At 73.6% G+C, this 19,808-nt stretch carries 15 protein-coding genes and 1 pseudogene; 11 read left to right on the top strand and 5 right to left on the bottom strand.

Going from position 1 to position 19,808, the window contains the following annotated elements; genetic code table 11:
- Positions 1–5 precede the first annotated feature (5 nt).
- The 3 genes from glmS to AC0VXQ_RS07790 all read left to right on the top strand — a co-directional run bounded on the left by glmS (position 6) and on the right by AC0VXQ_RS07790 (position 4,056).
- Complete coding sequence (gene glmS / locus AC0VXQ_RS07800) at positions 6–1,880, top strand: glutamine--fructose-6-phosphate transaminase (isomerizing) (RefSeq protein WP_058730622.1); 1,875 nt, start codon at positions 6–8, stop codon at positions 1,878–1,880.
- A 128-nt stretch (positions 1,881–2,008) separates the two neighbouring features.
- Positions 2,009–2,413, top strand: a complete 405-nt coding sequence (locus AC0VXQ_RS07795; RefSeq protein ID WP_058730621.1) for a holo-ACP synthase — start codon at positions 2,009–2,011, stop codon at positions 2,411–2,413.
- The gene (locus tag AC0VXQ_RS07790) at positions 2,404–4,056 is read left to right on the top strand and encodes an NAD(P)H-hydrate epimerase (RefSeq protein ID WP_475528223.1); all 1,653 of its coding nucleotides are present in this window, start codon (positions 2,404–2,406) and stop codon (positions 4,054–4,056) included. Before AC0VXQ_RS07795 ends, AC0VXQ_RS07790 begins: the two co-directional genes overlap by 10 nt.
- On the opposite strand, the pseudogene AC0VXQ_RS07785 reads toward AC0VXQ_RS07790, so the two are convergent.
- The 3 genes and pseudogenes from AC0VXQ_RS07785 to AC0VXQ_RS07775 all read right to left on the bottom strand — a co-directional run bounded on the left by AC0VXQ_RS07785 (position 4,050) and on the right by AC0VXQ_RS07775 (position 7,992).
- Positions 4,050–4,660, bottom strand: a pseudogene (locus AC0VXQ_RS07785) (sugar transferase). The gene AC0VXQ_RS07790 and the pseudogene AC0VXQ_RS07785 overlap by 7 nt on opposite strands.
- 1,062 nt (positions 4,661–5,722) lie before the next feature.
- Positions 5,723–6,511: a phosphatase gene (locus tag AC0VXQ_RS07780; RefSeq protein ID WP_224799838.1), complete on the bottom strand. Its 789-nt coding sequence runs from the start codon at positions 6,509–6,511 to the stop codon at positions 5,723–5,725.
- Positions 6,512–6,594: 83 nt separating this feature from the next.
- Entirely contained in the window at positions 6,595–7,992 is a 1,398-nt protein-coding gene (locus AC0VXQ_RS07775; protein WP_058730506.1) for a glycosyltransferase, read from the bottom strand.
- A gap of 136 nt (positions 7,993–8,128) precedes the next feature.
- On the opposite strand from AC0VXQ_RS07775, the gene alr reads away from it, so the two are divergent.
- The 5 genes from alr to tsaD are packed head-to-tail and all read left to right on the top strand — an operon-like array spanning position 8,129 to position 12,528.
- Positions 8,129–9,451, top strand: a complete 1,323-nt coding sequence (gene alr, locus AC0VXQ_RS07770) for an alanine racemase (RefSeq protein ID WP_058730505.1) — start codon at positions 8,129–8,131, stop codon at positions 9,449–9,451.
- Positions 9,448–10,044 carry a tRNA (adenosine(37)-N6)-threonylcarbamoyltransferase complex ATPase subunit type 1 TsaE gene (gene tsaE / locus AC0VXQ_RS07765; RefSeq protein ID WP_081046245.1) on the top strand — a complete coding sequence of 199 codons (597 nt, stop codon included), beginning with the start codon at positions 9,448–9,450 and terminating at the stop codon, positions 10,042–10,044. Before alr ends, tsaE begins: the two co-directional genes overlap by 4 nt.
- Positions 10,045–10,088: 44 nt before the next feature.
- A complete protein-coding gene (gene tsaB, locus AC0VXQ_RS07760) occupies positions 10,089–10,841 on the top strand; it encodes a tRNA (adenosine(37)-N6)-threonylcarbamoyltransferase complex dimerization subunit type 1 TsaB (RefSeq protein ID WP_058730504.1) in 753 nt (250 codons plus the stop codon).
- Positions 10,838–11,437: a ribosomal protein S18-alanine N-acetyltransferase gene (gene rimI, locus AC0VXQ_RS07755; protein ID WP_081046246.1), complete on the top strand. Its 600-nt coding sequence runs from the start codon at positions 10,838–10,840 to the stop codon at positions 11,435–11,437. Before tsaB ends, rimI begins: the two co-directional genes overlap by 4 nt.
- A complete protein-coding gene (gene tsaD, locus AC0VXQ_RS07750; RefSeq protein ID WP_058730503.1) occupies positions 11,434–12,528 on the top strand; it encodes a tRNA (adenosine(37)-N6)-threonylcarbamoyltransferase complex transferase subunit TsaD in 1,095 nt (364 codons plus the stop codon). Before rimI ends, tsaD begins: the two co-directional genes overlap by 4 nt.
- 51 nt (positions 12,529–12,579) lie before the next feature.
- Here the strand turns inward: tsaD and AC0VXQ_RS07745 are convergent, their stop codons facing one another.
- Together AC0VXQ_RS07745 and AC0VXQ_RS07740 are read right to left on the bottom strand one after the other, a co-directional pair.
- Positions 12,580–13,725 carry a glutamate--cysteine ligase gene (locus tag AC0VXQ_RS07745; RefSeq protein ID WP_224799839.1) on the bottom strand — a complete coding sequence of 382 codons (1,146 nt, stop codon included), beginning with the start codon at positions 13,723–13,725 and terminating at the stop codon, positions 12,580–12,582.
- 79 nt (positions 13,726–13,804) lie between these two features.
- Positions 13,805–15,085, bottom strand: a complete 1,281-nt coding sequence (locus AC0VXQ_RS07740; protein WP_224799840.1) for a class I SAM-dependent methyltransferase — start codon at positions 15,083–15,085, stop codon at positions 13,805–13,807.
- A 226-nt stretch (positions 15,086–15,311) separates the two neighbouring features.
- On the opposite strand from AC0VXQ_RS07740, the gene groES reads away from it, so the two are divergent.
- The 3 genes from groES (at position 15,312) to AC0VXQ_RS07725 (ending at position 19,684) form a co-directional block, all read left to right on the top strand.
- Positions 15,312–15,608, top strand: coding sequence for a co-chaperone GroES (groES, locus tag AC0VXQ_RS07735; protein WP_055684536.1), 297 nt, complete (start codon positions 15,312–15,314; stop codon positions 15,606–15,608).
- A gap of 62 nt (positions 15,609–15,670) precedes the next feature.
- Positions 15,671–17,260, top strand: a complete 1,590-nt coding sequence (groL, locus tag AC0VXQ_RS07730; protein ID WP_058730501.1) for a chaperonin GroEL — start codon at positions 15,671–15,673, stop codon at positions 17,258–17,260.
- A gap of 294 nt (positions 17,261–17,554) precedes the next feature.
- Positions 17,555–19,684 carry an acyltransferase family protein gene (locus AC0VXQ_RS07725; protein WP_058730500.1) on the top strand — a complete coding sequence of 710 codons (2,130 nt, stop codon included), beginning with the start codon at positions 17,555–17,557 and terminating at the stop codon, positions 19,682–19,684.
- Positions 19,685–19,808 lie beyond the last annotated feature (124 nt).

Genomic DNA, 19,808 nt, shown 5'->3' with positions numbered 1-19,808 from the left:
CCCGCATGTGTGGAATCGTTGGATATGTGGGCACCCCTGCGGCAGCCGATCGTGAGTACACCGCCCTCGACGTGATCCTCGAGGGCCTGCGCCGCCTGGAATACCGCGGCTACGACTCCGCCGGCGTCGCCGTCATCGCGGACGGCCGGATCGAGGCCCGGAAGAAGGCCGGGAAGGTCTCCCAGCTCGACGCCGAGCTTGCGGCTCACCCCCTGCCGGACGCGGTCAACGGCATCGGGCACACCCGCTGGGCCACCCACGGCGGCCCCACCGACGTCAACGCCCACCCGCACGTGGTCGCGGACGGACGCCTGGCCGTGGTGCACAACGGCATCATCGAGAACTTCTCCGAGCTGCGCACCGAACTGACCGGCAAGGGCTACGAGTTCGTCTCCGAGACGGACACCGAGGTCGCCGCGACCCTGCTGGCCGAGATCTACGCCCACGAGGCCGAGGAGGACCTCACCCGGGCGATGCAGCTGACCTGCCAGCGCCTGGAGGGCGCCTTCACCCTGCTGGCCATCCACGCCGACCACGAGGACCGCATCGTCGCCGCCCGGCGCAACTCCCCGCTGGTCATCGGTCTGGGGGAGGGGGAGAACTTCCTCGGCTCGGACGTCTCCGGGTTCATCGACTACACCAAGCAGGCGGTGGAGATGGACAACGACCAGATCGTCACCATCACCCCCGACTCCTACGAGATCACCGACTTCCACGGCAAGCCCGCCGAGGGCAAGCCCTTCGAGGTCAAGTGGGACGCCGCCGCCGCCGAGAAGGACGGCTACGACTCCTTCATGGACAAGGAGATCCACGACCAGCCCGCCGCCGTGCGCGACACCCTGCTGGGCCGCCTGGACGAGAAGGGCCGCCTGACCCTGGACGAGCTGCGCATCGACGAGTCCGTGCTGCGCAGCGTGGACAAGATCGTGGTCATCGCCTGCGGCACCGCCGCCTACGCCGGGCAGGTCGCCCGCTACGCCATCGAGCACTGGTGCCGCATCCCCACCGAGGTGGAGCTGGCCCACGAGTTCCGCTACCGGGACCCCATCGTCAACGAGAAGACCCTGGTGGTGGCCCTGTCCCAGTCCGGGGAGACCATGGACACCATCATGGCCGTGCGCCACGCCCGGGAGCAGGGCGCCAAGGTCATCGCGATCTGCAACACCAACGGCTCCTCCATCCCGCGCGAATCCGACGCCTCCCTGTACACCCACGCCGGACCGGAGATCGCGGTGGCCTCCACCAAGGCCTTCCTCGCCCAGATCACCGCGGCCTACCTCCTCGGGCTCTACCTCGCCCAGCTGCGCGGGAACATGTACTCCGACGAGATCAAGGACGTGCTCGAGGAGCTGCAGGCCATGCCGGAGAAGGTCCAGGCCGTCATCGACGCCGAGGAGCAGGTCAAGAAGCTCGGCACCGACATGGTCGACGCCGGCTCCGTGCTGTTCCTGGGCCGCCACGTCGGCTTCCCCGTGGCCCTGGAGGGGGCGCTGAAGCTCAAGGAGATCGCCTACATCCACGCGGAGGGCTTCGCCGCCGGGGAGCTCAAGCACGGGCCGATCGCGCTGGTCGAGGAGGGCCAGCCGGTCTTCGTCATCGTGCCCTCCCCGCGCGGCCGGGACTCCCTGCACGCCAAGGTGGTCTCCAACATCCAGGAGATCCGCGCCCGCGGCGCCATCACCATCGTCATCGCCGAGGAGGGCGACGACGCGGTGGAGCAGTTCGCCAACCACGTGATCCGCATCCCCCAAGCCCCGACCCTCATGCAGCCGCTGCTGGCCACCGTGCCCCTGCAGATCTTCGCCTGCGCGATGGCCGCGGCCAAAGGCTACGACGTGGACCAGCCGCGCAACCTCGCCAAGTCCGTGACCGTGGAGTAGCCGGACCCCCACGAGGCGACACCCCCGACGGCGCCCGCCGCGCGAGACCCGTGCGGCGGGCGCCGTCGCATCCGCAGCAGCACCCGGGCGGGACCCGGGACGGCACCGACCCCGCAAGGAGGGCACCGATGATCATGGGCACCGGCGTGGATGTGGTGGACATCGAGCGGTTCCGCCGCATCATCGAGCGCACCCCCCGCCTGCTGGATCGACTGTTCACCCCCGAGGAGCACGAGCTGCCCGCCCACACCCTGGCCGGGCGCTTCGCGGTGCGCGAGGCCGTCGCCAAGACCCTGCACGCCCCGCCCGGGATGATCTGGAAGCACTGCTGGGTGCGCAAGAACGCCGACGGCGCACCGCGCCTGGTGGTCACCGGCACCGTGCAGGAGACCGCCCAGCGGCTGGGCATCAACCGCTGGCACCTGTCCATCACCCACGACGCCGGGGTCGCGGTCGCCACCGTGATCGCCGAGCACCTGAGCCCCGACGAGCTGGAGCTGGCCCGCCGCTGGGAGGAGTCCACATGGTCCTGAACGCCTACACCGCCGCGCAGATCACCGCCACCGAGAAGCCCCACCTGGCCGCCGGGGCGCCCCTGATGGCCCGCGCCGCCCACGCCCTGGCCGTGGAGGCAGCCCGGATGCTGCGGCACCGGCCCTCCGGGGCCTACGGCGCCGACGTCGTGGTTCTGGCCGGGGCCGGGAACAACGGCGGGGACGCGCTGCACGCCGGGGCCCTGCTGCGCGCCCGCGGCGCCCGCGTCACCGCGGTGCTCACCGGCTCCAAGGCCCACGAGGAGGGCCTGGCCGCCCTGCGCGGGGCCGGCGGCTTCGTCCTGGGGCTGGGGGAGGCCGGCGCGCCGGCCTGCGCCCGGGCCGCCGCCTGCGCGGACCTGATCATCGACGGGATGCTCGGCACCGGCGGTCGCGGCGGCCTGCGCGAGGCCCCGGCCGAGCTCGTCCGGCGGATCCAGGAGAGCACCGGGCGGAACACCGAGCATCGGAGCACCGGGCATCGGAGCACCGGGGGCTGGGCCCGCCCGCTGGTGCTGGCCTGCGACGTGCCCTCCGGGCTGGATGCCACCACCGGCGCCGTCGCCGGGCCGGTGCTGGCCGCGGACGCCACCGTGACCTTCATCGGCATCAAGAGCGGCCTGTTGGCCACGCCCAAGCCCTCCCTGGTGGGCCGGATCCGCTGTGCCGACCTCGGGATCGGCGCGGACCTGCCCGCGCCCGCGCTGCGCGAGGCCGAGGAGGAGGACTTCCCCCGGTACTGGTCCTTGCCGGTGGAGGGGGATCAGAAGTACTCCCGCGGGGTGCTGGGCACCGTGGCGGGCTCGGACCAGTACCCCGGGGCCGGGCTGATGTGCGTGCACGCGGCGGTGCGGGCCGGGGCCGGGATGGTCCGCTTCGTCGGCGGGGACGCCCTGGCCTCGGCGCTCGCGGTGAGCACCCCCGAGGCCGTGCGCAGCGAGCACGTCGGGGCCCACCGGGTGCAGGCCTGGGCCGTGGGCTCCGGGGCCACCGACCGCGCCCAGCAGGCCCAGGTCGAGCAGGCCCTGGACGCCGGGGTGCCGGTGCTGGCCGACGCCGCGGCGATCGAGATGCTGGCCCACCGCGCCGCCGACGGCGACCCGGCCCCCGCGCACGTGCTGCTCACCCCGCACGCCGGGGAGCTGGCCCAGGCCCTCGAATGGGTGGCCCGGCTCGCCCCGGAGCGCGGGGAACGGCTGGTGCGCGCCGCCCGGGAGGCCGGGCTTCCCGAGGACGAGGAGGTGCAGACCTCCCCGAGCCGCGCCCAGATCGAGGCGGCGCCCTTCGTGTGGGTGCGCGCGGCGCGGGAGGCGCTCGGCGGGACCCTGCTGCTCAAGGGCACCACGACGCTGGTCGCGGCCCCGGACGGCACCGTGTGGGCCCACCGCGGCAACAGCGCGTGGCTGTCCACCGCGGGCTCCGGGGACACCCTCTCCGGGATCCTCGGCGCGGGACTGGCCGCGCACTGGGCGCGGGTCGAGGCGGGCCGGGCCGAGGGCGCCGACGGCGAGTGGGCCGGCGTTGCGGCGGCCGGGCTGCTGGTGCAGCGCGGGATCTCCACCGCCGCCCCCGGGCCCGTGCCGCCGACGGTGGCCGCCGAGCGGATCCCGGAGGTGCTGGGCCGGCTGGCCGATGGTCAGTAGGCGCCGTCCTTGCCGACCACCGCGCGCACGGTCTTCAGCAGGATCAGCGGATCCGAGAGCACGGACCAGTTCTCCACGTAGTACAGGTCCAGGCGGGTGGATTCCTCCCAGGAGAGGTCCGAGCGCCCGGAGACCTGCCACAGCCCGGTGATGCCGGGCTTGACGAGCAGCCGCCGGTGCACGTCCTGCTCGTAGTGCTCGACCTCCTCGCGCAGCGGCGGGCGCGGACCCACCAGGGACATGTCCCCGCGCAGCACGTTGAACAGCTGCGGCAGCTCGTCCAGGGAGTACCGGCGCATGAACCGGCCCACCCGGTGATCCGCGGGTCGTCGGCCATCTTGAACAGCACGCCGTTGCCCTCGTTGCGCTCCATCAGCTGGGCTTTGAGCTGCTCCGCGTTCGGGACCATGGAGCGGAACTTCAGCATCCGGAAGGGCTCGCCCTGGTAGCCGACCCGCTCCTGGCGGAACAGCACCGGCCCGCCGGGGGAGTCCGCCTTGACCAGCAGGGCCAGCACCAGCAGCACGGGCGAGAGCAGCAGCAGGCCGACGGCGGAGGCCACGACGTCGATGAGGCGCTTGACGGCGGCTGCGGGCCCGCGCATGCGCGGGGTGCCCACGTGGATCAGCGGCAGCCCGTTCAGGGGCTGGGTGTGGAAGCGGGGCCCGGCGATGTCGGTCAGGGCCGGGGCCATCATCAGGCCCACGTGCTCATCGGCCAGCAGCCAGCCCAGGCGGCGCATCCGCCGGGGCTTGATCCGGTGACCGGTGGACACGGCCACGACGTCGATCGCCAGCTCCTGCACCGCCGCCATGATCTGCTCCGGGTCCGGGGCGTAGCCCAGGATGGGCAGCTCGGGGTGCTCCTCCAGCACGCTGCCCGGCGCGGACCCGGCCAGGTACGCCGCGACCGGCCTGTATCCGTAGGCCGGGGCCCCGTGCAGCACGTTGGCCAGGTGCGCCGAGGACGGGGCGTCGCCGATGATGAGCACCCGGATCAGGGCGCGTCCGCTGCTGCGTCGGCGCACCAGCCACACGCGGAAGGCCCACCGGGCCAGCATCAGCAGGACCAGTCCCACCGGCAGCGCGATGAGCACGTATCCGCGGGCCAGCGGCACCGCGAAGGCGTAGGAGACGATCGCGATCGCGGCGAACAGCCACAGCGATGAGCGCACCACCGCGATGTACTCGGCGTTGCCGGCCCCCAGGATCCGGGAGTTCCTCGCGCCCCCGAGCCACAGGGCACCCCACCAGGCCAGCACCAGGCAGGCCGAGAGCAGCGTGTAGGAGACCGAGGAGTCCCCGGTGGTGGTGGGCAGGTGGGCGCCGTCGTCCGTGAAGCGCACTGCCTGGGCCACGACCACCGCCAGGATGATGCACAGGGCGTCGGTGACCGCCAGGACTCGGACGGCCTTGGTCGGCCAGGTCATGCGATGGACGTCGCCGTCGGTCAGCGGCGGCCGGTGCGCGCGTGGTGCCACGGTCTTCGGAACCTCTTCCCCCAAGAAGTCTGATGTGATCGATCGGGACGGAACGCGGGCGGTCCCCGACCGCCCCGTATCGCGCGGCCCGCGGGGTCCCCGCGGGGTCGCGCTGATTCCGTCCCCCGCCCCTCTGTATAGGGAGCCGCTGGGGCCCGCCCGCCCGGGACCCGGGTGATGCGGGCGTCAGTCCCGTGCGGTCAGGTAGCGGATCACCGGCTCGTACAGGTGCGGCAGGACGTTGTCATCCATCGGCACCGCCACCAGCAGCTGACCCTGGGCCTCGGAGACGAACAGGCCCGGGTCGTTGCAGTCGGCGATGCCCAGGGTCGCCAGCCCCGCCTGGGCGGCGGCCCCGGCCCAGCCGTGATCGGCGATCACCAGATCCGGCAGACCGGACGGGCTGCGGCGCAGCTGCTCCAGGACCAGGTCCATCGGCTGCGGCAGGTGGGTATGGGCCAGGGAGCCGTACTGCTGGAACATCACCACGCCCTCGATCTGGCGCAGGTCCCCGCCGTCGAAGGCGATGCCCTCCTCGATGCCCACCACCTCGGCCCCGCGGGACTCGGCCCACGCGGCCAGCTCCCGGTAGATCGGGTAGAGCCCGGCCGGGTGCCCGGTGGCGAACAGCAGGCGCGCGCCGCGGTCCACGGCCTCGTGCAGCAGGCGCCGGTAGGTGCGCAGGGCGGTGACGCACTGCCGGGCGCCGATCGTGTCCTGGCCTTCTCGATGCCGCGGGTCCGGGTCGATCCCGACCTTCTCCACCATCAGCGCGAACACCTCCTCCCAGGTCCACGGGTGGTCCTGGACCACGCCGAAGCCCAGGTGCTCGACGCCGTCCAGGAAGCCCTGGATGTGGGCGAGGTTGTCCTCCCGCGGGGTGGCCACCCGGCCGGTGATGCGGGCGCGGTCCAGGTGCTCACGCAGCGCGGCCTCGGCATCGGGGCTCGTCGGGGTCGAGGCGGCGGTGTTCACGAGGTCCTCTCGGGTCGGGGATCGGGGTGGGGGTCAGGTCAGATCGGGTGTGGGGGGGCGGACCGAGGCACGAGGCCCGCGGGTCAGCGGGCGCCCACCACGGCGGCGTAGACCGCGGCGGTGCGTCGTGCGGCGTCGTCCCAGGTCAGGGTGCGGGCGTGGGCCAGGCCGCGGGCGCGCAGCCGGGCGCGCAGCGCCGGATCCTCGGCCAGCAGCGCCAGGGACCGGGCCCAGGCCCGCGGGGTACGCTCGGGCACCAGCAGCCCGGCGCGCCCGTCCTTCAGGGCGGTGCGCAGCCCGCCGACGTCGGAGGCTGCCACCGGGGTGCCGCAGGCCTGGGCCTCCAGGGCCACCAGACCGAAGGTCTCGGAGGAGGAGGGGCAGGCCACGACGTCGGCCGCGCGCATCGCGGACGCGAGCTGGGGCGCGGGGCAGGCCGGGGTGAACCGGCAGCGCGCCAGGACGCCCTCGTCCCGGGCCAGCGCGCGCAGCCGCGTCAGGTACTGCGGGGAGGCGCTGCCGCGGATCTCCAGCCGCGCCTCCGGGACCCGGCGGATCAGCTCCGGCAGGGCCCGGATCAGGATCTCGGGGCCCTTCAGCGGCTGGGGGCGCCCTGCGAACAGGATGCGGAACGGCGCGGGGTCCTCGCTCGTCTCCCGCGCGGATGGTGCGGCATCCTCCGGCGCGGACTCCGGAGAGGCGAGTGTCTGCGATCCGGGTTCCTGCGAGGCGGGCGCTGGGGAGGTGGGTCGCTCGGGGTCCGGGTGGAAGACCGCGGCGTCCACCCCCGGGGGCACCGTGTGCAGCCGCCGCGGATCCGCCCCGTACAGCTGCACGAGCTCCCGCGCTTCGGTGTCGGTGTTGGCGATCACGGCCTGGGTAGCGCGCAGCAGCTCCTCTTCGGCCGCGGCCCGCTCCTGCGGTTCCGGCGGCTCCCCGGCCCCGGCGTGGCGGTTCTTGATCCGGGCCGTGGTGTGCAGGGTCAGCACCAGCGGCAGCCGCTCCGCCGTGCGCCCCAGCTGCTCGCGCAGGCTCAGGGCGGCCTGCCCGGACAGCCAGTAGTGCGCGTGCAGCGCATCCGGGGCCGGCAGCCGCTGCGCCACCTCGGCGCAGGCGCGCCCGAAGGCCCCGGTCAGTCGGGCGAGATCCGCCTTGCCGGCCCCGGCGGCCGCGGGCAGGGCCAGGGTGTGCACCCGCAGTCCCGGCGCGGGGCTCGCGGTGCGCACGGACGGGGCGCTCGCGGCGTCGGGCGAGGTGTCCAGGGTGAAGACCTCCACGCGATGCCCGGCGCGGGCCAGGGCGGCGCACAGGTGCGCGATGTAGACGTTCATGCCCCCGGCGTCCCCGTCGCCGGGCTGGGCCAGGGGAGAGGTGTGCATGCTCAGCACGTGCAGGACCAGCCCCCGGGATCCCGGGGCGCGCTCGTCGGCGGCGACGGTGCGCTGGGCGGCGGGTGGTGGGGCATCCGGGGGCGCAGTCACAGCACCCGAGTCTAGGCCATGCCCGCGCGCCGCTGCGGTGCGCTCACCGACACCCCGGCGTCCGCTTGCCCGCCGTCCAGCGCACCGCCCGCCGGGTGCGGCGCGCGGGCGCGGGGACCGGTGGGACAATGGCCGCATGAGCAAGCCCGAACAGCGCCCCGACCCCTCCGCCGATCCCGATTCATCCAGCACGCTCCCCACGGCCGATTCCGCCCAGCTCCCCCCGGAGCGGGCCGCGCTGATCGACCTGGGCGCCGTCGAGCACAACGTCCGGGTGCTGCGTCGCCGCTGCGCCCCCGCCCGGCTGATCGCCGTCGTGAAGGCCGACGCCTACGGGCACGGTGCGGTGCCCGTGGCCCGGGCCGCCCTGCGCGCAGGTGCCGACATGCTGGGGGTGGCCCACGTGCGCGAGGCCCTCGAGCTGCGCGAGGCCGGGATCGACGCGCCCGTGCTGGCCTGGCTGCACACCCGCGCCACGGACTTCGCCGCGGCTGTGGCCCGCGACGTCGAGCTCGGGGTCTCCGGCTGGGATCTGGAGGCCGCCGCCGAGGCCGCCCGGCAGACCGGGAGCACCGCGCGCGTGCACCTGAAGATCGACACTGGCCTGGGCCGCAACGGCGCCACCGCCCGCGGCTGGCCCGGCTTCGCCGCCCGGGCCAGGACCCTGGAGCAGGAGGGCCTCGTGCAGGTGGTGGGCATCTTCTCCCACCTGGCCGTGGCCGATGAGCCGACCCGCCCGGAGACCCGCGAGCAGCTGGCCCGCTTCGACGCCGCCGTCGCCCAGGCCCGGGAAGTGGGCCTGAACCCGCGGACCTGCCACCTGGCCAACACCCCCGGGGCCCTGGCCGACGGCGACGACGCCCAGCACCGGGAGATCCTGCGCGACGCCGTGCGCGTGGGCCTGGCTCTCTACGGCCTGTCCCCGTTCCCAGGCATCCCGTCGGAGGAGCTGGGGCTGCGCCCGGCGATGACCCTGCAGACCTTCGTGGACTCCGTCAAGGAGGTCCCGGCCGGGCAGGGCGTCTCCTACGGGCTGCGCTACCGAACCGAGACCCCCACCACCCTCGCCCTGATCCCGGTCGGCTACGCCGACGGCGTCCCCCGCGTGGCCGAACACGGCCCGGTGCGCATCCACCCGGCCGGGGCGCCCGCCCGGACCTTCCGGGTCGTGGGGCGGGTCGCGATGGACCAGATGGTCGTGGACCTCGGCGAGCCCGGGCTGAGCGACCCCGCCCTGGGCTACCTGCACGCCCCCGCCGTGCTGTTCGGCACCGGGGAGAACCCCGCGGTGGAGGAGTGGGCGCAGGCCGCCGGGACCATCAACTACGAGATCGTCACCCGCATCTCCCCGCGCGTGGACCGGGTCTACCTCACGCCCCGCTCCGAAGCCGAAGGTGAGACCGAGGCCGCCGATGGGGCGCGCGGGCAGGGCGAGGCCGCGGCGGGGGAGTCGGCATGAGCCGGCCCGCCGCCCCCGGTCCCGGGGAAGAGGAGACACTGCCCAAACCGCTGACCGAGGTGGCCCTGCCCGACCTCGCCGCGACCGGCCGTCTGGCCCGGGCGCTGGCCGCCGCGCTGCGCGCCGGGGACCTCCTGGTGCTCACCGGTGAGCTCGGCGCCGGGAAGACCACCTTCACCCGCGCCCTGGGGAAGGCCCTCGGGGTGCGCGGCTCCGTGATCTCCCCGACCTTCGTCCTGGCCCGCATCCACCCCAACGACCCCGACGGCCCCCGGCCCGGCGGACCGGACCTGGTGCACGTGGACGCCTACCGGCTGGGCTCGGTCGAGGAGGTGGACGACCTGGATCTGGAGGCCACCCAGGACCGGGCCGTGACCGTCGTGGAATGGGGGCGCGGGCTGGTGGAGCACCTGGCCGAGTCTCGCCTGGAGCTGACCCTGGAGCGGGCCACGGGGGAGGCCGCCCCGGTGGTGGAGGGCGACGAGGACGACGAGGACCCGCGTCGGGCCCGGCTGGCGGCGTTCGGGCCCCGCTGGACCGGGCAGGCCGGGCGGGACCTGGCCCGGCGCCTGGAGGCCGCCCTGCGCGGCTGACGCGCCCCGGGGGTGCGTCGGGAGGGGGAACTACACTTAGGCGGGTGCTCATCCTCAGCTGCGACACCTCCTCCATCGCCAGCGGCGCCCTGCTGCGCGTGCCGGACGACGCCGGCGCCCCCGAGGCCACGGGCCCCGACCTCGTCGGCCGCGCCGAGGTGCTGGGCTCCTTCGCCACCGAGGACACCCGCTCCCACGCGGAGGCCACCGCGCCGGGGCTGCGTCGGCTCCTGGAGCAGGCCGGGGTGCCCGGCACGGCGCTGGGGCTCATCCTGGTCGGCATCGGCCCCGGCCCCTTCACCGGACTGCGCGCCGGGATCATGACCGCCCGGGCCCTGGGCTGGGCCTGGGGGGTGCCCGTGCGCGGGGTCATGAGCCTGGACGCCCTGGCCGAGGCGGCCCACCGGGACCTGCCCGTCCACGGCGCGCCCTTCCTGGCCGCCGCCGACGCCCGCCGCAGAGAGGTCTACGCCGCGGCCTACCGCACCGACCCCGCCCGGGGCTGGGCGCGCGAGGCCGGCCCCGCGGTCGGGAAGGCCGAGGGGATCCGGGACCTGCTGGGCCCCGCCCTGACCGGGCAGGACCGGCTGCCGCCCGTCGTCGGGCGCGGCGCCGGACTGTACCCCGAGCAGCTGCCCGCCCTGCCCGGGTGGGAGCAGGCGCACCCGCAGGCCGCGGACCTCGCCCGGGCCGGGGTGCGCCGGGGCCTGAACAGCCTGGATGCGGGCACCAGCCCCCTGTACCTGCGCGAATCCGACGCCGTCGTGCCCGCCGCCCGCAAGAAGGCCACCCGATGAGCCCCGGCCTGCCCTCAGACTGCCGCCACCGCCCGATGAGCGCGGCGGACATCCCCGCGGTCCACGCGCTGGAGACCCGCCTCTTCCCGCACGACGCCTGGCCGGTCGAGATGTTCCGCGCCGAGATCGCCCACCCGACCCGCGCCTACACCGCGGTCCTGGACGAGGCCGAACAGGTCATCGCCTACGCCGGGATGATGGCCGTCGCCGAGATCGCCGACGTGCAGACCGTGGCCGTGGCTCCCGAACACGAGGGCCGCGGCATCGGGCGCTGGCTGCTGCACCGGATGCACGAGCAGGCCCGCACCGCCGGGGCGCAGCGGATGATGCTCGAGGTCCGCCAGGACAACGGCCGGGCGCGCGCCCTGTACGAGGGGCTCGGCTACCGCGCCGTGCACATCCGGCCCCGCTACTACCGGGACGGAGCCGACGCCGTGATCATGCAGAAGGACCTGGCCCCGCAGCCCGGACGGGACGGGGCGGTGCTGACCGGGGCCGGCCCGACCGGTGCCGCCCTCACCGGGACGGCGTCGATCGGGGCCGTCGGCGCCGAGGCGCTGGCCGGGAACCCGCAGACCGAGGAGGAGCAGGAATGAACCGCGAGCCGATCGTGCTGGGCATCGAGTCCTCGTGCGATGAGACCGGGATCGGGATCGTGGCCGGGAACCGGCTGCTGACCAACACCGTCTCCTCCTCGATGGCCGAGCACGTGCGCTTCGGCGGGGTGATCCCGGAGATCGCCTCCCGCGCGCACCTGGAGGCCATGATCCCCGCGCTGGACGCGGCCCTGACCGAGGCCGACGTCGAGCTGGGGCAGGTGGACGCGCTCGCAGTGACCGGCGGCCCGGGCCTGGCCGGGGCGCTCATGGTCGGGGTGGCCGCGGCCAAGGCGCTGGCCGCGGCCACCGGCAAGCCGCTGTATGCGATCAACCACCTCGTCGCGCACGTGGGGGTGGGCCTGCTGGAGGGGCAGTCCGGCGCGGTCACCGGCCCGGACGGGAGGCTGCCGGAGGATCTCGGGGCGCTGCTGGTCTCCGGGGGGCACACGGAGATCCTGCGAGTGCACGACATCGCCGGGGACGTCCGCCTGCTCGGGGCGACCCTGGATGACGCGGCCGGGGAGGCCTACGACAAGGTGGCCCGCATCCTCGGGCTGCCCTACCCCGGGGGTCCCGCGATCGATCGGGTCGCCCGCGAGGGGGACCCTCGGGCCTTCCGCTTCCCCCGGGGGCTCAGTGCGCCCAAGTACCTCGGCAGCGCCGAGGCGCCCGGGCCGCACCGCTACGACTTCTCGTTCTCCGGGCTGAAGACCGCCGTGGCGCGGGTGGTGGAGGGCTTCGAGGCGCGCGGGGAGCCGGTGCCGGTGGCCGACGTCGCCGTCTCCTTCCAGGAGGCCGTGGCCGACGTCATCACCGCCAAGGCCATGCTGGCCTGCGCGGAGCAGGGCATCGGCACGCTGCTGCTGGGCGGGGGCGTGGCCGCCAACTCGCGGCTGCGGGCCCTGGCCGAGCAGCGCTGCGGGCAGCACGGGGTGCGCCTGGTGGTGCCCCCGCTGAGCCTGTGCACGGACAACGGCGCGATGGTCGCGGCCCTGGGCTCGCGCCTGGTCGCGGCGGGCACGGCCCCCACGGGGCTGGGCTTCACCCCGGACCCGTCCCTGCCGGTCACCTCGATCTGCCTGCCCTGATTCTCCTTTCGTGAGCCGCCTGCCCTGAGACCCGGCCCGGGCCGACGCCGGTCAGTACCCGGTGCGGGTCAGGCGGGTCAGGTCCCGCACGACGGCGCGCAGGTCGCCGTCGTGCCGGGCGGCCACCCGCCGCTGCCGCTCGGCTCCGGTGCCGCGCTCCAGGATCCGCTCGATCTCCGCCAGCTCCTCGGCGCAGCCCAGGTCATCGGCCAGCGGGGCCAGTCGATCCAGCATCCGCGGGATCTCCTCGCGCAGCGGCGCCTCCCGGTTGCTCGGATCCAGGATCACCTCGGCATCCAGCCCGTAGCGGGCCGCACGCCACTTGTTCTCCTCCGCGCTCCAGCGGCGCAGCACCGGGATGGTGCCGCCGGCCTCCACGGTGCGGGAGGCCTCCTCCGCCAGGCACTGGGTCAGGGCCGCCATGGCCCCGATCTCCTGCAGGGTCGAGGCGCCGTCGCAGATGCGCATCTCCACGGTGCCGTAGCGCGGCACCGGGCGCACGTCCCAGCGGTTCTCCGAGTCCTCCTCGATGACGCCGGTGTCCATCAGATCCCGGGTGTACTGCTCGAACTCCTCCCACCGCTGGAACAGGTACGGCATCCCGGAGGTCGGGATCTGCTGGAAGATCATGGCCCGCTGCGAGGCGTAGCCGGTGTCGTGGCCCTGCCAGAACGGGGAGTTCGCGGACAGCGCCAGCAGGTGCCCGTAGTGGTTGACCAGGTGGTTCACGGTGGGCAGGGCCTTGTCCCGGGAATCCACGCCCACGTGCACGTGCACCCCGTAGATCATCATCTGGTAGCCCCAGTACTGCGTGCGCTCCAGGACCTTGCGGTAGCGCTCCTTGTCCGAGATGACCTGCTCCTCCCACCGGGCCAGGGGGTGGGTCCCGGCGGAGAAGATCTCCACGCCCAGGGGGTCGGTGTGGCGGCGGATCTTCTCGACCATCCCGGCCAGCTGCTCGACGGCCTCGCCGACCCGCTCATTCACGCCGGTGACCATCTCGATGGTGTTGGCCAGGAACTCCCGGGTCAGGTGCGGGGTCAGCCCCTCCGGGTGGATGAGGTCCCGGTGAGGTGCGGTGAGCACCTCGAACAGCTCGGGCGCGGCCCCGATCATCGCGCCGCTGGCGCGGTCCACCAGGGCGACCTCCCATTCGATGCCGAGGGTGGACTGGGTGGAGCTGGCGAATTCGAGCATGAGGGCCTCCAGACGTGATCGCTTCATCCTATCCGCGCCGGTCACCGGCCGATGGCGGCATCCCAGCAGGTGAGCGGGCTCAGACGGGTTCGACGACGAAGCAGGCCCGCTGCTCCCCGCCGGGCTCGTCCCAGCGGGTCGCGAGCAGCGTCGCGTGCCTCCCGCCTGACCCCGGTCCCCGGGACGCACCGGCCAGCAGGCGCCTGCGCAGCCGCTCCGGCACGACGTCGACCCCCCGCTTCTTCACGGTCAGGGACGTGACGCCGTGCTCGCGCACCCAGCGCCGCAGGGTCTTCTCGTGCAGGGGCAGGCGCGCCGCGATCCGCCAGCACCGGGCCCAGTCCAGCTCTCGGGCGTCATCGGAGGTCACGTAGGCGATGCGCTCATCCAGCAGGTGCCCGTCGACGGCCTCGGCCAGGGCTCGCACCTGACCGGAGCGGATCACGGCGCCGTCGGGTTCGTACAGGTACGCCCCGGGCGGGCCGACGGGGGCCGCGGGCTCCTGCTCGGCGGCCACGGGGGAGTCCAGCACGTGCAGAGCCCGCGGGACCAGCGGGTCCGGTCCCAGCACGGTGGCGCGCCGGCGCACCCCGGGGGTGGCCAGGGCGTTGAACCACAGGACGACCTCCACCACGTCCCCGCCGTGGCTGACCCATTCGGCGGTGGCCTCCGGGGGGATCGCGGCCCGGTCCATGCCCGGGCCCATCTTGACCCCCATCGGCACGCCGGTCGCGGCCAGGCGGCGGATGACGGAGAACGGCGGGGAGAAGGCCTCGGGGTCGAAGATCCGCTGCCGGGTGCGCCCGCGGCCGGATTCCCGGCGGGCCGGATCCAGCCACAGGGCCGTCATCGCGCCGCCGTCCGGGCACCTCAGCTGCCCCGGCTCCAGCTGCTCGACGTCGCCGACCAGCACCCGGGCGTCGGGGAAGGACCGGAGGTTCGCGGCCGCGCAGGCAGCCGTGTGCGGGTCGATCTCCACGGCCAGCACGCAGAGCCCGGCCCGGGCGAAGGCCAGGGTGTCCGCGCCCAGCCCGCAGCCTAGGTCCGCCACCGAGCCCAGTCCGGCCGCGCGCAACCGGGCGGCGTGGTGCTCGGCCACGGCCCGGCGGGTGGCCTGCTCCAGCCCCGGCCGGGTCAGCAGCAGGTGCTCGGCCTCGGGTCCGAACTTGGCCGCGGCCTCGCCGCGCAGCTTGGCCTGGGTCAGCACGGCGGCGGCCCGGTCCGCGTCCAGTCCGGCCGCGCGCAGCCGGGTGGAGGCGGCCAGGGCGTCCTGCTCGCGGTAGTCCAGGCCGGCCAGCAGCGTCAGCTCCTGCTCGTCGAAGGGTGCTGGCGGGGCGGGGGAGAGGTCGGGGAGGCTCACGCGCTCCACCCTAACCGGGCCCCGGACGGCGGCGTCGGTTCCGCCCTCGGCGGAGGCTGGCACTCGCCTTGACCCTCTGCTAACGCCCGGAATAGAGTCGGCTTTAGCACTCTGGCACTCAGGGTGCTAACTGGGCCTGGCGCTCAATCGGCACCGCGACGACGGTTGGCTCGCCTCACCCACAGGCTCATGCCGCGTACCGACAACCCAAGGAAGAAGGTCCACCATGTCCGTCTCCATCAAGCCCCTGGAAGACCGCATCGTCGTCCAGCCCGTCGAGGCCGAGCAGACCACCGCCTCCGGGCTGGTCATCCCGGACACCGCCAAGGAGAAGCCCCAGGAGGGCAAGGTCGTGGCCGTGGGCCCCGGCCGCGTGGACGACAAGGGCAACCGCGTGCCCGTGGACGTCGCCGAGGGCGACGTCGTCATCTACTCCAAGTACGGCGGGACCGAGGTCAAGTACTCCGGCCAGGAGTACCTCGTGCTCTCCGCGCGGGACGTGCTGGCCGTCGTCGAGAAGTAGTCTCGCGCGCACCGCGCACGAGACCCGCATCCACCCTTCACGACAAGGAGTCATGACGTTCCATGGCAAAGCAGCTGCGATTCGATGACGCCGCCCGCAAGGCCCTCATGGCCGGTGTGGACAAGCTCGCCGACACCGTCAAGGTGACCCTCGGCCCCCGCGGGCGCAACGTGGTGCTGGACAAGCAGTGGGGAGCGCCGATCATCACCAACGACGGCGTGACCATCGCCCGCGAGGTCGAGCTGGACGACCCCTACGAGAACCTCGGTGCCCAGCTGGCCAAGGAGGTCGCCACCAAGACCAACGACGTCGCCGGCGACGGCACCACCACCGCGACGGTGCTCGCCCAGGCGCTGGTCACCGAGGGGCTGCGCAACGTGGCCGCCGGTGCCGCGCCCAACGAGATCCGCCGCGGCATCGAGGCGGCCGTGCAGGCCGTCTCCGAGCGCCTGCGGGCCAACGCCCGCGAGGTCGAGGGTCAGGAGGTCGCGCACGTCGCGGCCATCTCCGCCCAGTCCGAGCAGATCGGCCAGCTGCTGGCCGAGGCCTTCGAGAAGGTCGGCAAGGACGGTGTGATCACCATCGAGGACGGCTCCTCCACGGAGATCGAGCTGTCCGTGACCGAGGGCATGCAGTTCGACAAGGGCTACCTGTCCCCGTCCTTCGTGACCGACGCCGAGCGGCAGGAGGCCGTGCTGGAGGACTCCCTGGTGCTGATCCACCAGGGCAAGATCTCCTCCGTGCAGGACCTCATGCCGGTCCTGGAGAAGGTCGTGCAGGCCAAGAAGCCGCTGACCATCATCGCCGAGGACGTCGAGGGCGAGGCTCTGTCCACCCTGGTGGTGAACAAGCTGCGCGGCAACCTCGACGTCGTCGCCCTGAAGGCCCCCGGCTTCGGGGACCGCCGCAAGGCGATCATGCAGGACCTGGCGATCCTCACCGGCGGCGAGGTCATCACCTCCGAGCTGGGCATCACCCTGGACTCGGTCACCCTGGACCAGCTGGGCACCGCCCGGCGGGTCACCGTGACCAAGGACGAGACCACCGTCGTGGACGGCGGCGGCTCCGAGCAGGCCCTGGCCGAGCGCGTGGCCCAGCTGCGCGCCGAGGTCGAGCGCGTGGACTCCGAGTGGGACCGCGAGAAGCTCAAGGAGCGCCTGGCGAAGCTGGCCGGCGGCGTGTCCGTCATCAAGGTCGGCGCCGCGACGGAGGTCGAGGCCAAGGAGCGCAAGCACCGCATCGAGGACGCTGTCTCCTCCACCCGCGCCGCGCTGGAGGAGGGCATCGTCGCCGGCGGCGGCTCCGCCCTGGTCCACGCCGCGAAGGCCCTGGATGAGGACCTCGGCCTGAGCACCGAGGACGCCCGCACCGCGGTGGACATCGTGCGCCGCTCCCTGAACCAGCCGCTGCGCTGGATCGCGGAGAACGCCGGGGCCGACGGATTCGTCGTCGCCGCCCGGGTCGCGGAGCAGGAGGTCGGCCACGGCTACAACGCCGCGACCGGGCAGTACGAGGATCTGGTGGCGGCCGGGGTCATCGACCCCGTCAAGGTCACCCGCTCCGCCCTGGAGAACGCCGCCTCCATCGCCTCCCTGGTGCTGACCACCGAGACCCTGGTGGTGGATCAGCCCGAGGAGGAGGACGAGGACTAGCCTCTTCCCTCCGGGTCCCGTGATGCGCGGGCCCGTCTCCGCGCGATCCCCGTCGCCCGATGCCCCGTCCAACCGGGGCCTCCGGCGGCGGGGATCGCGCGTTCCGTCCGCCGCATCAGACCGGAGGCGAGGGCCGCGGAGCCGGTGCGCTCAGGTCGGAACCCCGTGGGGAGGGGGACGGGGCTGCCGAGCCGGAAGCCCCGATTCGGCTAGGATGTGAGGGTTTGCCCCCGCTCGGAGCGGGGACGCTCACTTCCGCAGTCGCCGCCCCGTCGAGGATCCCCCTTTCTCCGCATGACCCCGCCATCATCGATCCCCTCAGCCCCCGCCGCGGCCCCGGGCACGCAGCCGCCGTCCACCGTCCGCGACGCCGTGGGGCTGGGCACGGGTCGGGCCCCTGCCCCCGCCCCGGCATTCCGGCCGGAGATCCAGGGGCTGCGCTCGCTGGCCGTGCTGCTGGTCGCCGCGTACCACATCTGGTTCGGTCGGGTCTCCGGCGGGGTGGATGTGTTCCTGTTCATCTCCGCGTTCCTGATGACGCTGTCCTTCACCCGCCGGATCGAACGCGGGGAGCGGATCGGGTGGCGGCGGTTGAGCACGTACTGGGTGCACGTGTTCAAACGGATCCTGCCCCTGGCGGTGCTCACGGTGCTGCTGGTGCTGGTCGGCACGCGGGCGCTGCTGGGTCCGGAGCGCTGGCTGCCGATCCTGCGGGAGTCCGTCTCGGTGCTGACGTACTGGGAGAACTGGTACTCGATCGCCCACGCGGTGGATTACTACGCCGCGGACTCCGGTGCGGCCTCCCCGCTGCGCCACTTCTGGTCGCTGTCCGTGCAGGGGCAGATCTTCCTGACCTGGCCCCTGCTGTTCGCGCTCGGGGCCCTCATCATCCGGGGCCTGCGCCTACCGGCCCGTGCCGTGCTGGGGACGCTGTTCGGTCTGGTCTTCGCGGCGTCGCTGGCTTTCTCGGTGATCCTCACCAGTGCGGATCAGCAGTCCGCGTACTTCAACACCTTCGCTCGGCTGTGGGAGTTCGCCCTGGGCTCCCTGCTGGCGATCCTGCTGCCGCTGCTGCGCGCCCCGGCCCGGGTGCGGGCCGGGCTGGGGTGGATCGGGGTCGCGGCGATCCTCCTGTGCGGAGCGGTCCTGGACGTGCAGGGAGCGTTCCCCGGATGGATCGCCCTGTGGCCGACGCTGGCGGCCAGCCTCGTGATCTTCGCGGGGCAGACCGGCACCCGCTGGGGTGCGGACCGTCTGCTGTCCTGGGGTCCTCTGGTGCGTCTGGGCGGATACTCCTACGCCCTGTACCTGCTGCACTGGCCGCTGCTGGTCTTCTATCTCTCCCACGTCGGCCAGGAGAAGGCCGGGTTCGTCTCCGGGGTCGGCCTGCTGGCCCTGTCGCTGGCCGGCGCCGTCGCTCTGACCCGCTGGGTGGATGCGCCGCTGCGCTCCTGGCGGTGGGCCGAGGCCGGGCGCTGGCGCTCCCTGGCGGTCATCGGCCTGTGCCTGTGCCTGGGGCTGGGGTCGGCGGGGGCGTGGTGGGCGCATATCGACCGGCAGGAGCAGCGTCTCGTGTCCCGGGGCATCGAGGATTATCCGGGAGCTCGCGTCCTGTACGCGGGGGCGGAGGCGTCTGACGCCTCGCCGATCCCGGTCAGCGCCAAGCGCAATGAGGACACCGCGAAGCCCCTGCTGGGGGAGTCGTGCGCGAAGTCCGGATCATGGTCGCTGCACGGCTTGGCCCGGGACCAGTGCTTCTACTCCGTGCGCCAGGAGCATCCGTCTCGGACCGTGGTGGCCGTGGGCAACTCCCACACCGAGCAGTGGATGGTCTCCCTCATCCATCGGGCGCAGGAGCGCAACGAAGATCTGATCTTCATCCGTCAGGTGGGATGCTTCTTCACCACCGTCGCCGACAACTGGTTCGCAGAGGAGTGCCAGGAGTGGCTGCCCCGCGCCGAGGCGCTCATCCAGGAGATCTCCCCGGACCAGCTGTTCATCCAATCGACCTTCACCGCATACGGCGGGGGCGGGGAGAGCATCCGCGCCGGGACCGAGGAGCAGGTGCGTCGCTGGACCGGGCGCGGTGTGCAGGTGATCGGCATCCGGGACAATGCCCGCTTCGCTCGATCCCACGCGCAGTGCGAGCGCGAGCAGGGGCTGTCGGAATGCGTGTTCGACCATGTCACCGCCCGTACCGCGGATCCGACGCGCGGGTGGCAGCAGAGCATCGGCGGCTACGGCGCGGTGGACATGGATGATCTGATCTGCCCCGATGGCGGGTGTCCGCCCGTGATCGGCAACGTCTACACCTACCGGGACGACAACCATCTCACGGCGACGTACATCCGGAGTATGCAGGATGCTTTCGACGAGCGGGTCGATGCCGCGGAGAGGGCGGCCGCAGAGGACGGGGCCGAGTGACGTCCCGACCGTCTGCGCTGGGGGAGGGGGCGGCCGCCGCAGTCGTGACGGGGGCTCATGCGACTGGACTCGGTGACTAGGATGGCTACCGACACCACAGTGCCCGTCCGGGCGCCGTCGGGCC

The organism is Rothia sp. QJM3NY_36, assembly GCF_056173115.1.
This window is presented reverse-complemented; position numbering and strand designations above follow the sequence as displayed.

What these genes read in the sequence shown, in the direction of transcription:
- glmS (WP_058730622.1), top strand. Translation starts at nt 6, where the DNA reads ATGTGTGGAATCGTTGGATATGTGGGCACCCCTGCGGCAGCCGATCGT.
- AC0VXQ_RS07795 (WP_058730621.1), top strand. Translation starts at nt 2,009, where the DNA reads ATGATCATGGGCACCGGCGTGGATGTGGTGGACATCGAGCGGTTCCGC.
- AC0VXQ_RS07790 (WP_475528223.1), top strand. Translation starts at nt 2,404, where the DNA reads ATGGTCCTGAACGCCTACACCGCCGCGCAGATCACCGCCACCGAGAAG.
- alr (WP_058730505.1), top strand. Translation starts at nt 8,129, where the DNA reads ATGAGCAAGCCCGAACAGCGCCCCGACCCCTCCGCCGATCCCGATTCA.
- tsaE (WP_081046245.1), top strand. Translation starts at nt 9,448, where the DNA reads ATGAGCCGGCCCGCCGCCCCCGGTCCCGGGGAAGAGGAGACACTGCCC.
- rimI (WP_081046246.1), top strand. Translation starts at nt 10,838, where the DNA reads ATGAGCCCCGGCCTGCCCTCAGACTGCCGCCACCGCCCGATGAGCGCG.
- tsaD (WP_058730503.1), top strand. Translation starts at nt 11,434, where the DNA reads ATGAACCGCGAGCCGATCGTGCTGGGCATCGAGTCCTCGTGCGATGAG.
- AC0VXQ_RS07745 (WP_224799839.1), bottom strand. Translation starts at nt 13,725, where the DNA reads ATGCTCGAATTCGCCAGCTCCACCCAGTCCACCCTCGGCATCGAATGG.
- groES (WP_055684536.1), top strand. Translation starts at nt 15,312, where the DNA reads ATGTCCGTCTCCATCAAGCCCCTGGAAGACCGCATCGTCGTCCAGCCC.
- groL (WP_058730501.1), top strand. Translation starts at nt 15,671, where the DNA reads ATGGCAAAGCAGCTGCGATTCGATGACGCCGCCCGCAAGGCCCTCATG.
- AC0VXQ_RS07725 (WP_058730500.1), top strand. Translation starts at nt 17,555, where the DNA reads ATGACCCCGCCATCATCGATCCCCTCAGCCCCCGCCGCGGCCCCGGGC.